We start from the raw sequence: 12,327 nt of genomic DNA, 5'->3' as shown, positions 1-12,327 counted from the left end.
CTTATGTAATAAATAGAAAAATAGAGGAGTGGGGTCATGAAAAAGTTTTTGGCCATTTTGTTAGGAACCCTGGTGCTTTCCTTAGCAGCCTGTGCAAATGAAACTGAAAATGAAGCGAGCGGAGAAGAAAAGGAGGATCAGATGACGGAAGAACCATCTGAACAAGAACCAGAAGTGGATATGGAAGCTCTTATTGAACAAATAGCCATGGACGCGACGATTGACGCAACTTCTAACACGGCAACCTTTAATTTTAACTTGGAAAATGCCGGGGAAGAGCCAGTCACGCTTGGTTTTACTTCCAGTCAAAAGTATGAAGTCCAGGTCAAGAACGAAGCAGGAGAGAGTGTGTACACCTTCTCTGCCGATAAAATGTTTACACAAGAACTGACGACAGAGGAGTTGGCTCAAGGGGATGTCTTCGATGTGAAAGAAACGTGGACGGGAATTGAGAAACCCGGAACTTATGAAGCGACGATGACGTTTCTTGTGAATACAATCAATGACCAGTCTTTGGAGGCAAATCCTTTCCAAGTGACTCAAAGTTTTACGATTGAAGAGGAAACAGATGAGGAAGAAGGCTCTGAAAAACAAGCACCATCGTCTCAATACGATGGAGATGGGCAGGCTTTCCGTGATATCACTGTCACAGGTGAAAAAGGTTCCTATGTAGTTAAGGGAGAGGCACGTGTCTTCGAAGGAAGCTTCATATATAGTGTCGAAGACGGGCATAATGTGCAAGTGGAACCAACAGCCTTCCAGGTAAATGAAGGAGCTCCGTCATGGTCTACATTTGAGCTTGAGATTGATATCCCAGAAGAAGATCTGCCGATGTTTGGGACCCTGACCCTTACTTTGTTTGAAGAAAGTGCACAAGATGGAAGTCCGACGAATATGAATTACATCCCATTAGAAAACTTCCAGCCGGAAGAATAAAAAAATCCGCCATGATGGCGGATTTTTTTTAATAGCCGTATTCTTCAAGTGTACTCATTACTTTAGGAGTCAACTCGTCCCAGTCGGCCTGAGGGAGCTTATTGACGGTGATGAAGTTTTGGAAGCCGAAGACGTTATCGACGCCATCAAGTTCCATCAAGTCGTTCATGATTTTGTGCTCGCTTGTTTGACCAGGCATGACAGACACGCTGCCGTCCCCTTGAAAGATCATAGACTCAGTTGTGAATTTACGTGCATTAGGGTTAGGTGTTTCCTGTACTTGAATTGCCATAATAGTATCCTCCTCTGTTCCGTCTCTTCTTATTTTATCAAAAAATAATAACCTTCAAAACTACGAACCTCATGGATATATGATTGCTCTGGATCTGTGGTACAATGAGAGCAATGTTTAGGAGGTGTGTGCGATGGAATCAAGACTGATTGAAATGTTACAGCCGATCAAAGAAAATGATTACACGCTGCCTGAAGGTCAGAATTTACAAGAGCTCACCACTATGATGCTACAAAAAGTCGGATCTGTCCATCCTGTTTTGCGAGATGATTTGATCCATTCTATATTTACGACGTTTATCGAACGCGGTTACTATTCAAATGAACAGTTAAAGAATATATTGCAGTCCGTATTGAATAAAAATTATTTATTTTACCGAATCGGAACATCCAAGAAAGAAGAGGATGCTGTGTTCAAACGCAGTTTTTCTGTATTGCTGATTCCGCCCATCATGGAAAAGCACAGACATTCCCCGTTTTTAAAGGAAGAGGAAGTTCATCGCGTATGGGATCATTTGAAAAAATATATGCAGCAGGAAAAAGACCACCGCGGCTATGTAAAAGATAAAGGGTGGGCGCATGCAATGGCGCATGCGGCTGATGCCATTTACAGCGTGGCTGCCTGCGAAGAAATAACCAAAGAAGAAATCCTGGAGATGCTTCCAGTAATCAGAGAGCAATTCCTGATCGATCATCCGTACCTTTTTGATGAAGAAGAGCGGATGGTGACAGCAGTTATGAAAATGTTTGGTAAAATCAGCCATGCCGAACGCGTGGAGTGGCTTGAAACATTGCTTTATATCCGTGACAGCTGGCAGGACCCGAATGAGGATATCATTATTAACAACAGCAAGCACTTTATGAGAGCTCTGTACTTCCGTATGCTTGAAGGGGATTATCGAGAGCTTCGTCAGGTTTTAGAGATGCTATTAAGGGAACTTAGGAAACAGGAAGCTTACTAAAACCTTGGAGGATGCTTATGATTCGATGGGGAGTCTTTATAGGGACAACATCAGGTATTGTTCTTGGCTTGTATATGTGGTTTGTAGAGAAAATAACAGGGAAGAAAGTGTACACGTTATTGATGAATGTGGACTTTATCCCTGTCATCGGTGACATCGATTGGCCTGTGGTGATGGAGTGGCTCTTTCACATGATCATATCCTGGATGATCGGCATTCTATATAGTTATGTCTTTATGCGTAAATGGAAGGAAACCAACCGGAACCGGTGGGGCCTGGCCATTCTTCTTACAGCCATTGCTGCTACGACCTATGTACCACTAACGATTTTAGCGATTAAAGAGACCCCAGCTCTCACAGATGGGACAGCGATTTTATATTGGCTGATCGGCCATGTCCTATATGCATTCACATTAAAGAAGTCATATTACAGATTCGAGTAGAAGGCCGGGAATGCTCCCGGCCTTTATGTATTTTATACTCTCTTCTGTTCCTGTTTGGTGATAGTCAGAGCTACAATAACGGCCCCGATTGCTTGAATCCAGCTTCCAAGTGCAGAAAAATGGCCAGCTTCAATCCCCTCCAACTCACGTCCTGCAGCCACAGCCTGAATCGAATTTCCGACGACCTCTAACAATTCGCCGTTTAATTTGTAGGCGTTCGTCAAGGAAGCGTCCGTTTCGTATGTTTCAGAAAATGCGATGAGACCGCCGAACGCTTGTAACAAATTTCCTTTTATTACAAGATTTAACTCGTCTTTCCTTTCTAAGTCTGCCAAAATACTGTAAATGATCGTAGAGTTTCCTGCTGACTGAATGAGATTTCCTGATGCAGAGAGAATAGACTCTGCATCATTCGCAACCACTCCATTTCCTGTTGCTTGGAATGTATTCCCGATGAGATTAAGTCCCTCACCATCGTCGCCTGTATAGGCATTAATCGAAGCATTAACGGCTGAAGCGACGGTACCGGCCGCAATGATCCAAGAACCGATTAAAGTTTGGTTGTTCTTCCTGACCATGTTCATTCCTCCTCTCTTTATGGTACTCAAGTATAGTGTGATGGTGATAAGGAATAGAGAAGGGGTGGCGATTAATGTGATCGAGAAGGCAGCCTGTTTCATTTTTGACCTGGACGGAACGTGGTATGAAGATGATATGGCCATAAGGAATAGGGAACATTTACTTGCGATTGGTAAAGAGTATGACATGGAGCACGACACAATCGTGAACGTGGACACATTTACGAGTAAAATTGAAATAGTGACCTCCTGGGATGGAGACGTGTGGTGTAGGGAAACGATAAGACGGGCGGATCCCCATAAAATGCAATAAGAATTTGAGCAGTACATATCGATCGGGGTCGAGTGTTGGTTGCCTTTCGCCGTCGCCATGCATGATGGGGTTTGAATCAAAGAAGCACGAGAATGTTACGTGAAAACAAAAGATTTCATGGCGGCCGAAGTTCATTTAAAGTCCATATTGGATCGATACAATTTGTATGGGCGTTAAATATGGGGATGAAAGCTGTTTTTGTTCAACCCACAGATCCTGATCTCGAAGTAGTGAAAAGCTTAGAAGAAATTTGTAACTAAATACATCGAAGCGCCGGATTGTGCACTCAATCCGGCGCTTCGATGTATTTAGAAAATCATTAGGGGGTATTCATTATATACCCGGATAGACAAGTTTATAACTTTCTAATCCCCATTCAAATAAAAACACTTATTATTACTCATAGATCTTCTACATTATGGCAGTGTACAAAAGTCGGAAACTTGAATTAAAAAGAATCAGGCTGTTTGGGAACAGCCTGATTCTCTACGATCGTTATCGTAAGTTGTTGTGGTGAGCTTCCACTTCTTGTTCAAACTGCTGTAGCTGTTGTTTCTCCTCTTGAGAACATTGGCTATAGGCAGACTGAATCGCTTGTTTCGCGGCTTCCATATCATGTTGGCTAGTCGCGTCGTGTTTGCCCCCACGCTTTTGGGTGAAACGGTTGACCGCTTCGCGCGCGTTTTCAAAAAGGTTTTTCTCCATGGTTAAAACCCTCCTACCGTATGCTGGTCTGATTCGATTTCTTTACGATTCGCTTCTGAAAGCCTTTTCGGCTCCATCTCGCTTTCGTCGAATTTTCGAACTTCTGTCCAGCGATCCTGTTTACGATTGGTTTTCTTTTGCTGCTCCATGACAAGACCCTCCTGTCATAAATAAGCCTGAACGCTTTCACGTTCAAGATTAGTATGGCAGGAGGGTCCTTTTTTACGCGAGGAAAAATGTACCTTATATCGCACGCTTGTTTATTTTTAAATAATCATCGAGGAATACGCCGATCCCATCTTCTTCATTGGTATAGGTAACATGATTCGCAAGGTCTTTCAGTTCATTGATGGCATTTCCCATCGCTACGCCAACACCTGCATAATCAATCATTTCAAAATCATTGTCTTCATCTCCGAAAGCAATGATCCGCTCATTCGGGACATGGAAGTATCGGGCGATCTTATCCAGACCAACGGCTTTATTCATGCCTGCCCGCACAATTTCAATGACATGCCACGGAGCACCCCATTTGCGGTGATCGATCAGAGAAGCGTGATCGTCCAGTTCATCCCGGAGCCTTTGGATTTTTTCTTCTTCTGGATGGATGAGAATGGATGTCGGGTCTTCTTTTAAGTTTGATTGAAGGCGGCCGACGGTAATGGGGTCGTTTTTGGTTTGGAAAATACTCATGATTTCCTCATCATATTGATCTAAATATACATCATCTTTCACTTCAGCAAGAATGTTCTTCACACCGAGCTCCTGACAGGTGTGAATGATTTTATGAGCGGTACGAATCCCTAAAGGAGAGTGAATGGCATCCCAACGGTGGTTTTTCGGATGGTGAATCAGTGCCCCGTTAAAATTAACCATTGGTGTATCAAGACCGAGTTCATGATAATAATCAATGCTCGCCCGGTGTGGTCTGCCTGTTGCTATGACGACGATGTGACCTTGTTCCATAGCCTTCAGGACGGTATTCTTCGTCTTTTCACTAATGACTTTATTATCGGTTAATAATGTTCCATCTAAATCTAATGCAATCAAATGTCGTTCCATAATCTTCACCTCATTTGTATGTATAGTTTATCGGGGAGAGCGGTGGATTGTAAAGAATTTCCCTTGTGACTACCTAACACTTTCCAATTAAAGATGGCAGTGTTACGATACATATTATATAAACCATTTATAAACACAACTTAAACCAAACGTAAAGTTTTTGCAGAAAGGAAATAGGAACAATGATTGGGATTTACCGTAATACTTATAAAAATGTACCCGCTTTAACTGTAGTCGATTCGACGAAACAAGATCAGCCATTACCCGTGTTCATCTACTTCCATGGGTTCACATCCGCAAAAGAACATAACTTACCCCAAGCTTATCTCCTTGCTCAAAAGGGGTATCGGGTCATCCTTCCTGATAGCGCTCATCATGGAGAACGTGATGAAGAACTGCCGAAACAGGAACTCAACTTCAAGTTTTGGGATATCGTGTATCAAAATTTAAAAGAGCTTCAAGATATAAAAGATGAACTTGATCGGCAGGATCTAATTAAAGATCGACGGATTGGTGTCGGCGGAACCTCCATGGGCGGTATAACGACAAGTGCTGCATTGACGATGTATCCCTGGATTCAAGCTTCTGCTGTGATGATGGGGTCGCCAAAGCCTGTTGATTTTGCCAGAAAGCTCATACAGGACGTCGAAAACTCCGGGGTTTCACTTCCTTTGAAAGAAGCAGACCTTGATGAACTGTACAGCTCACTTGAAGGTATTGACCTTTCCAAGCAAATGGATAAACTTTATGGACGGCCGCTGTTTTTCTGGCATGGCGATGCGGATCCAGTTGTTCCGTTTGAGCATTCCTATGATTTTTATAATGAAGCGATCGCTCAATATAAGAACCCTGAAAATATTCGTTTTCTGAGAGAGGTCGGACGTGATCATAAAGTCAGCCGTTTTGCTGTTATCGAAATGGTCAATTGGTTGGAGTTAGTATTGTAACCAGTGGGAATATTTTATTCTCTTTGAAATTTTGTTTATAATAGAGTTTGAAGAATTGTGAAGGGGGAACTAATGTGAGTACAACTGCACTTGAAGAAAATGCAATGGGTGCCCTTGAGAATGTCATTGACCCTGAGCTCGGCATTGATATCGTCAACTTAGGTTTGGTCTATGGCGTCGATATAGATGACAATGGCGACACAACGGTAACCATGACGCTAACGGCTATGGGCTGCCCGCTTGCGGGTCATATCGAACAGGATGTCAAACGATCTCTCGCTGACTTGCCTGAATTGAATGAAATCAAGGTCAACATCGTTTGGAATCCACCTTGGACCAAAGATCGTATGAGCCGTTATGCGAAGATAGCTCTTGGAATTCCAGATTGATTTATGGAAGCTATGCCCCTGCCGTGTGAACGACGGTAGGGGTTTTTACATAACAAAGGAAGACAGATCCGGCGAAGAGCGTTGTCTTTTCTGTTCCGTTCGCGGTCCAGTGCACATCATCCAAGCCCCATTGTTATTTAACGTGTGCGAGTGATTACCAAGGAGGGAAGACGAATGCCCGAAACGCCGGTTTTTCAAATTGTCGGTTACAAAAATACTGGAAAGACATCATTGCTCTCAGATTTGATTGCCTATGGGACAGACCGTGGAGACAAAGTAGCGGCGATCAAGCACCATGGTCATGAGGAACCGTTGAAGGTTATGCATCTTGATACGGATAGTTATCGGCTTCATGAATCGGGCGCATTTTTGACAGGAGTGGACAGCCCTCGAAGATTTCAGCTTGAATTATCTCACGAAGATGATTTTCCGCTCACGCAACTTGTAAACATTTATCAGCACTTTTCTCCTGATTTAATTGCTGTGGAAGGGTACAAGCAGGAAGACTTTCCTAAGGCTGTCATTATAAAAAGGGAAGAAGATCTCTCATTGCTTGAAAGTTTAACGAATATCCAACTAGTCATTTGTTGGGATGAGCGAATGTTGGATCAAATATCCTTACCAGCCATATCGCTCAGAGAGTGGAGAAAGCGCTTACCAGAAGTCTATCGTATAGCGAAGGAGGGAGCCTGATGGAAAAGCGCTGTTGGATTACATCAGAGCCACTCGAGATTGAAGATGTAACAAAGAGGGTAATCCGAAGAGAGGCGGGTGCCGTCAATACGTTTATTGGCACAGTAAGAGAATTCACAAAAGGCAAACGGACCCTTTATTTACAATATGAAACATACAAAGAGATGGCGGAAAAGAAACTGGAACAAATCACCAAGGAAATGGAGCGGCAATGGCCGAGCGCAGACGTTGTCATTGCCCACCGGGTCGGACGCCTTGAGATTACGGATGTTGCTGTAATCATCGCTGTTTCCACTCCGCACCGGAACGACTCTTATGAAGCCAGCCGTTATGCTATAGAAAGAATTAAAGAAATTGTTCCCATTTGGAAAAAAGAGCATTGGGAAGACGGTGAAGAATGGATTGGAGACCAGAAAGAGGTCAAGCCGGGAGTTCCGTTGAAGGAGGAAATCAAATGAATACACTCTTATTTTTTGCGGGATTAAAGGAAGCGATTGGAACGGATGAGGTAAGACTGGCAGCAGCCGGAATGACTTTAGGAGAAGTGAAAGAAAAAGTGCGCTCCGAATATTCCCTCGACCAAGTGAACAATTGCATGATGGCAGTCAATGAAGAATTTGCTCCTGAGGATACAACCATCACTGAAGGTGATACGATTGCTTTTATTCCTCCAGTTAGTGGGGGGTAACCCTCTGGACCCATTTAATTAAAAAGCCAGTACAACTTTAATAGTTGTACTGGCTTTTCGGATTTATAAGAATAGCACGACAAGTCCCCCGACGATAAAACAGTAAAACGCGAAGTATTTCAAATTCCCACGGGCCATGATGCCCATGAACCATTTTAATGAGAAATACGAAGCGACTACAGATCCCGCAAAGGCCATGATATAGGCAAACCAGGCATTCTCATCACTTGCATGTTTGATCACATCTTCTATGGATAGAAGCATTGTTCCCAGACTTACAGGGATAAATAATAAGAAAGAAAAACGGAGCGCCGTCTCTTGTTTCATTCCTAAAAACATGGCGGCAACAATCGTGGCTCCCGAGCGGCTTATTCCCGGTATCAGAGCGACTGCTTGTCCAATCCCTACAATCAAGGCATCTTTCCACGTTAATTGTCCGTCGCCTTTGCGTCCTCTCAGGTTACGAATTAACCAAAGGGCAATTCCTGTAATGATCAATGTGATTCCAACCGTTTGAACGGTAGATAAAACTTCAATAGCATCTCCGAGAAGAACGCCAAGCACCCCAGCCGGAATTGTTCCTATGATCAGATAAATAATGAAATCAAAATCATCTTTTTGCTGATGATTGCGTTGGCTGCGATTAAATAAGTATCCGAATCCATTTTGTATGAGGCGAAGGAGATCTTCGCGGTAGATGATCAAAACCGCTACGAGAGACCCAAAGTTCACGAGCACCTCAAAGGTGAGTCCTTCCAATTCAACCCCTAGTAGTTCCTGTGCAATGACCAAATGACCACTGGATGAAATCGGAATGGGTTCAGTAAATCCTTGAAAGATCCCCAAAAATAAATATTTAATAATCAACCATAGTTGTTCCATACTCTTTGTTCCTCCTGCCCGTCTGTATTCCTATTTCTATCTATATTTTTTGTTTGTGTTGATAGAACAATTGTGACGATGTTCACGCACTCTACGATTATAAAGGAACCTTGTCCTTGTGGCTAGAGGAGAATCTCATCATTTTCCAAATGAAAAACGTTGCCTCCCGAAGGATAGCAACGCTTGAGTGTGGCTTATGCTTCTTCTTTGATAATTCCTTCCCCAAGAACAACTGCAGCCAGTGTGAAAAGAATTGTCATAATGATGACTTGAGAGAAAGCGAAACTGCTCCCAGCCATGTTGCTGACTACATAAGCGGACATGAAGCTCAATAGGAAAGCCCAAATGATTGTCCAAATCATCCGCATCATTACTCACCTCATTTTTACACAATCTATTCTTATCTTATCAGAGAGTACAGGAAAAGGAAATATGAAATCGCTTCATGATTAACGTTTCCATTGAATATTATGTAGGAAGACAAGGAAGAGGAGGATAGCCTATGATGGTGACCATTAACCCTTGCTTTCATTGGATTGGATATCATCTGACATCGAGTCTTCTTCAGGAAGGTATCGAAGTCATCGGTATTGACCCCATCGAGGATTCGAAGAGCGATCTCCTATATATGTACGTAGGCAGAAACAGCAATTTCCAGCATTTTTTTCAACGAAGTGATAAAGAAAATCACGTCCAACAATCAAGTGACGAGTGGGAAGTGGACTTAGTGGATGGGGGGTTGTTGGTCAGGCAAGGAGATACAGAAAGAAATTGGATCGAGACGCCCCTTCTTTATGGTGAATGGATGGATATCAGGAAAACAGGCGCTCAGGAAAAAGATGAACTGGTGCAATGGATCATGGATCACCAGGCAATCTATATCGGGGATTTCATGGATATCTTCCTGAGAAGCTTTCTTGATCAGGAACCGTTGCGTGTAGGAGAGCGACTTGAAGACAAGGATATCATCACAGAAAGAGTGGATGCTCTGTGGCGCTGTGAGCAGATGCTTCGCAATATCTAGGGGTCTCAATGTTGTCATTTACTTTTGATATGAAAAAAATGTAGAATAGGGAGAGGATATAAGTAGGTACTTAGGAGTGCTTGAATGTGAAATTACAGTCCATCATGATCCTCTCTCTATTATTTTCCCTTGTCGCATGTCAAGGTTTGCCAGATTATAAAAAAGATATAAAGGTCGGCATGCTAGTTGAAACGACGATCCATGACAAAGCATGGGGGCAGCAAGGGTACAAAGGATTGCAAGCCATCCAGGAGGAATATGGAGTAGATATTTACTTTAAAGAAGGAATACGCACATATCAACATACAGCCGAGGCCGTCGATGAGTTTGCAGCTAAAGGAATTGACGTCATCTTCGGACATAGCAGCTTATATGGAAATCACTTCAGGGAATTACATGAGGTTTATCCTGATATGGATTTCGTCTATTTTAATGGCCAATTCTCAGCCGAAAATGTAACAAGCCTCAATTTCGATGCGCAAGCGATGGGATTTTTCGCTGGAATGGTAGCTGGGGAGATGACTAAAACCAATCGTGTTGGAATCATTGGGGTATTTGAATGGCAGCCAGAAGTAGAAGGATTTTATGAAGGTGTCATCTATCAAAATCCTGAGGCTCAAGTTGACATATCACTTACCAACAGCTGGGAGAATACGGAGATGGCCCTCATGTATTATGACTCGATGAAAGAAGAGGGTGTGGATGTGTTTTATCCAGCGGGAGATGTTTTTAATGTTGCGGTCATTGAAAGGGCCCAAAATGACGGGAATTTTGCCATCGGTTATGTACAGGACCAATCTTCTGTAGCTGAAAATACGGTGCTCACAAGTACTGTCCAAAAGGTAGATGAAGTATATAAATTAGCGATGGAGCGTTATATGAACGAAGACCTACCTGGAGAAATGCTTACATTTGATTTTCAAGAAGGTGCTATAAAAATGGGGGGTTACAGCCCAAGGATCCCGGAAAACTTCCAAAGCAAAATGGAAGAAGTTGTAGAAACTTATAAAGAAACAGGAGATCTCCCTGAAAAAGACCTCTGAAGCAGACAAAAAGCTTCAGAGGTTTTTTTATGAATTCATGTCAAATTCAAGGAACTTATTTTTACTTCTTAAATTTATCCATCATTGGTTTGATCATCGGTGACACGGACTTCCATGTTTTTGAAGCTTCTTGGAACAGATCATTGAGTTTTGGTTGCGAACCTTTCTCCCCTTCATGATCTTCTTGCTGACGGAACCCCCAGAAATCATCAAATGGGGATGACTTTCTTTTGCCCATACAAGCACACCTCCTCTGCTACAATTTATGTAAGACCTTGATGTATTTTGTAGGCAGGTATAACAGAATAAAAAAAGAAATAGTAGTTCAAGGATCATGTGGTGGAAAACTTGCAGATTAGTCCAAGATGAATTAAAATTAGTACCAAGTCATAAGAATTGATATTAGATATTACCTTTAAGGGGATGAATATATGAATGCAGGATTCTTGGGCATTGGACACTATGCGCCGGAAAAAGTGCTGACGAACAAAGACTTGGAGAAAATGGTGGATACGAGTGATGAGTGGATTCGTACGCGGACAGGGATTGAAGAACGCCGCATCGCTGCAGACGATATGGATACTTCTGATCTAGCTTTTCGCGCAGCAGAAGAAGCTTTGAAAGATGCGGATATGAAAGCAGAAGATCTTGATATGATCCTCGTTGCTACTGTTACCCCGGATACACCATTCCCATCTGTTGCCACCATGCTTCAACATAGGCTTGGTGCCAATAAAGTTGCGGCTATGGATTTGAGTGCTGCCTGTGCTGGATTCATGTATGGTGTCATCACAGCTAAACAGTTTATTGAAACGAATGCATATAAGAATGTTCTTGTCGTGGGGGTTGAGAAACTTTCAAAGATTACAGATTGGACCGACCGTAATACGTGCGTCCTTTTTGGTGATGGAGCAGGAGCTGCTGTCATTGGCCCAGTAAGTGAGGATAAAGGAATTCTTTCCTTTGAACTTGGCGCGGATGGAGCAGGTGGACCTCATTTGTATCAAACACCTGAAGATACCCTATCCATGAATGGTCGTGAAGTATTCAAGTTCGCTGTGAGACAAATGCCTGAATCCTCAGTCAATGTGGTTAAGAAAATTGGCTTGAGTGAACAGGATGTTGATTATTTAGTGCCACACCAGGCGAATATAAGGATAATGGAAGCAGCCAGACAACGCTTAGGAATCCCTGAAGAAAAAATGTCTACGCAGGTGAAGCGTTATGGAAATACTTCTTCAGCGTCTATTCCAATCGCTTTGTCAGAGGACGTGAAGGCAGGTAAGATAAAAGATAATGATCTAGTCGTTCTTGTCGGATTCGGTGGCGGACTCACATGGGGAGCCGTTGCCCTTCGATGGGGGAAGTAAC

The 12,327-nt window shown here is 42.9% G+C and carries 21 protein-coding genes; 13 read left to right on the top strand and 8 right to left on the bottom strand.

All coding sequences use genetic code 11. The annotated features are described in order from the left end of the window. The first annotated feature begins 36 nt into the window (after nt 1-36). Nucleotides 37-936: a BsuPI-related putative proteinase inhibitor gene (locus K2225_RS05470; RefSeq protein WP_220583818.1), complete on the top strand. Its 900-nt coding sequence runs from the start codon at nt 37-39 to the stop codon at nt 934-936. Between the two features lie 28 nt (nt 937-964). Here K2225_RS05470 and K2225_RS05465 read toward each other — a convergent pair whose 3' ends face one another. After that, nucleotides 965-1,228 carry a NifU N-terminal domain-containing protein gene (locus tag K2225_RS05465; RefSeq protein WP_089654261.1) on the bottom strand — a complete coding sequence of 88 codons (264 nt, stop codon included), beginning with the start codon at nt 1,226-1,228 and terminating at the stop codon, nt 965-967. 133 nt (nt 1,229-1,361) lie between these two features. On the opposite strand from K2225_RS05465, the gene K2225_RS05460 reads away from it, so the two are divergent. After that, nucleotides 1,362-2,189 (top strand): DUF2785 domain-containing protein, encoded by an 828-nt coding sequence (locus tag K2225_RS05460; protein ID WP_146814156.1) that lies wholly within the window; start codon nt 1,362-1,364, stop codon nt 2,187-2,189. Between the two features lie 17 nt (nt 2,190-2,206). Further along, nucleotides 2,207-2,632: a hypothetical protein gene (locus K2225_RS05455; RefSeq protein WP_220583817.1), complete on the top strand. Its 426-nt coding sequence runs from the start codon at nt 2,207-2,209 to the stop codon at nt 2,630-2,632. Nucleotides 2,633-2,664: 32 nt separating this feature from the next. Here the strand turns inward: K2225_RS05455 and K2225_RS05450 are convergent, their stop codons facing one another. Continuing rightward, nucleotides 2,665-3,210 (bottom strand): DUF6944 family repetitive protein, encoded by a 546-nt coding sequence (locus K2225_RS05450; RefSeq protein WP_220583816.1) that lies wholly within the window; start codon nt 3,208-3,210, stop codon nt 2,665-2,667. A gap of 76 nt (nt 3,211-3,286) precedes the next feature. On the opposite strand from K2225_RS05450, the gene K2225_RS05445 reads away from it, so the two are divergent. Together K2225_RS05445 and K2225_RS05440 are read left to right on the top strand one after the other, a co-directional pair. Next, the gene (locus K2225_RS05445) at nt 3,287-3,523 is read left to right on the top strand and encodes a hypothetical protein (RefSeq protein WP_220583815.1); all 237 of its coding nucleotides are present in this window, start codon (nt 3,287-3,289) and stop codon (nt 3,521-3,523) included. A 92-nt stretch (nt 3,524-3,615) separates the two neighbouring features. Beyond that, entirely contained in the window at nt 3,616-3,783 is a 168-nt protein-coding gene (locus tag K2225_RS05440; protein WP_220583814.1) for a hypothetical protein, read from the top strand. 235 nt (nt 3,784-4,018) lie between these two features. On the opposite strand, the gene K2225_RS05435 is transcribed toward K2225_RS05440, so the two are convergent. The 3 genes from K2225_RS05435 to K2225_RS05425 all read right to left on the bottom strand — a co-directional run bounded on the left by K2225_RS05435 (nt 4,019) and on the right by K2225_RS05425 (nt 5,290). After that, on the bottom strand, nt 4,019-4,228 hold the full coding sequence (locus tag K2225_RS05435; protein ID WP_146814139.1) for a DUF3813 domain-containing protein: 210 nt from the start codon (nt 4,226-4,228) through the stop codon (nt 4,019-4,021). Between the two features lie 2 nt (nt 4,229-4,230). After that, nucleotides 4,231-4,377: a hypothetical protein gene (locus K2225_RS05430; RefSeq protein WP_220583813.1), complete on the bottom strand. Its 147-nt coding sequence runs from the start codon at nt 4,375-4,377 to the stop codon at nt 4,231-4,233. Between the two features lie 94 nt (nt 4,378-4,471). Next, the gene (locus K2225_RS05425) at nt 4,472-5,290 is read right to left on the bottom strand and encodes a Cof-type HAD-IIB family hydrolase (RefSeq protein WP_220583812.1); all 819 of its coding nucleotides are present in this window, start codon (nt 5,288-5,290) and stop codon (nt 4,472-4,474) included. Nucleotides 5,291-5,472: 182 nt separating this feature from the next. On the opposite strand from K2225_RS05425, the gene K2225_RS05420 reads away from it, so the two are divergent. The 5 genes from K2225_RS05420 (at nt 5,473) to moaD (ending at nt 8,007) form a co-directional block, all read left to right on the top strand. After that, entirely contained in the window at nt 5,473-6,237 is a 765-nt protein-coding gene (locus tag K2225_RS05420) for an alpha/beta fold hydrolase (RefSeq protein ID WP_220583811.1), read from the top strand. A gap of 104 nt (nt 6,238-6,341) precedes the next feature. Beyond that, a complete protein-coding gene (locus K2225_RS05415) occupies nt 6,342-6,626 on the top strand; it encodes a metal-sulfur cluster assembly factor (RefSeq protein WP_089654274.1) in 285 nt (94 codons plus the stop codon). Between the two features lie 174 nt (nt 6,627-6,800). Continuing rightward, a complete protein-coding gene (gene mobB / locus K2225_RS05410; protein WP_220583810.1) occupies nt 6,801-7,319 on the top strand; it encodes a molybdopterin-guanine dinucleotide biosynthesis protein B in 519 nt (172 codons plus the stop codon). Further along, a complete protein-coding gene (locus tag K2225_RS05405; protein WP_220583809.1) occupies nt 7,319-7,777 on the top strand; it encodes a molybdenum cofactor biosynthesis protein MoaE in 459 nt (152 codons plus the stop codon). Before mobB ends, K2225_RS05405 begins: the two co-directional genes overlap by 1 nt. After that, complete coding sequence (gene moaD / locus K2225_RS05400) at nt 7,774-8,007, top strand: molybdopterin converting factor subunit 1 (RefSeq protein WP_089654271.1); 234 nt, start codon at nt 7,774-7,776, stop codon at nt 8,005-8,007. The genes K2225_RS05405 and moaD overlap by 4 nt, the downstream gene beginning before the upstream one ends. Before the next feature lie 63 nt (nt 8,008-8,070). On the opposite strand, the gene K2225_RS05395 is transcribed toward moaD, so the two are convergent. Both K2225_RS05395 and K2225_RS05390 read right to left on the bottom strand, forming a co-directional pair. Then, entirely contained in the window at nt 8,071-8,889 is an 819-nt protein-coding gene (locus K2225_RS05395) for an undecaprenyl-diphosphate phosphatase (protein WP_220583808.1), read from the bottom strand. 194 nt (nt 8,890-9,083) lie between these two features. Next, nucleotides 9,084-9,260 (bottom strand): YjzD family protein, encoded by a 177-nt coding sequence (locus K2225_RS05390; RefSeq protein ID WP_237417175.1) that lies wholly within the window; start codon nt 9,258-9,260, stop codon nt 9,084-9,086. A gap of 131 nt (nt 9,261-9,391) precedes the next feature. On the opposite strand from K2225_RS05390, the gene K2225_RS05385 reads away from it, so the two are divergent. Both K2225_RS05385 and K2225_RS05380 read left to right on the top strand, forming a co-directional pair. Continuing rightward, entirely contained in the window at nt 9,392-9,913 is a 522-nt protein-coding gene (locus K2225_RS05385; RefSeq protein WP_220583807.1) for a hypothetical protein, read from the top strand. An 86-nt stretch (nt 9,914-9,999) separates the two neighbouring features. After that, entirely contained in the window at nt 10,000-10,956 is a 957-nt protein-coding gene (locus tag K2225_RS05380; protein WP_370632710.1) for a BMP family ABC transporter substrate-binding protein, read from the top strand. Nucleotides 10,957-11,017: 61 nt separating this feature from the next. Here K2225_RS05380 and K2225_RS05375 read toward each other — a convergent pair whose 3' ends face one another. Continuing rightward, nucleotides 11,018-11,194 (bottom strand): hypothetical protein, encoded by a 177-nt coding sequence (locus tag K2225_RS05375; RefSeq protein WP_220583806.1) that lies wholly within the window; start codon nt 11,192-11,194, stop codon nt 11,018-11,020. A gap of 193 nt (nt 11,195-11,387) precedes the next feature. Between K2225_RS05375 and K2225_RS05370 the strand changes: the two genes are divergently transcribed. Then, on the top strand, nt 11,388-12,326 hold the full coding sequence (locus K2225_RS05370; RefSeq protein WP_220583805.1) for a beta-ketoacyl-ACP synthase III: 939 nt from the start codon (nt 11,388-11,390) through the stop codon (nt 12,324-12,326). Nucleotide 12,327 lies beyond the last annotated feature (1 nt).

This window comes from Halobacillus sp. Nhm2S1, from assembly GCF_019599545.1.
Lineage (GTDB): Bacteria > Bacillota > Bacilli > Bacillales > Halobacillaceae > Halobacillus.
Note: the sequence above shows the minus strand (reverse complement) of the source record. Positions and strands in the feature narration are given on the sequence as shown.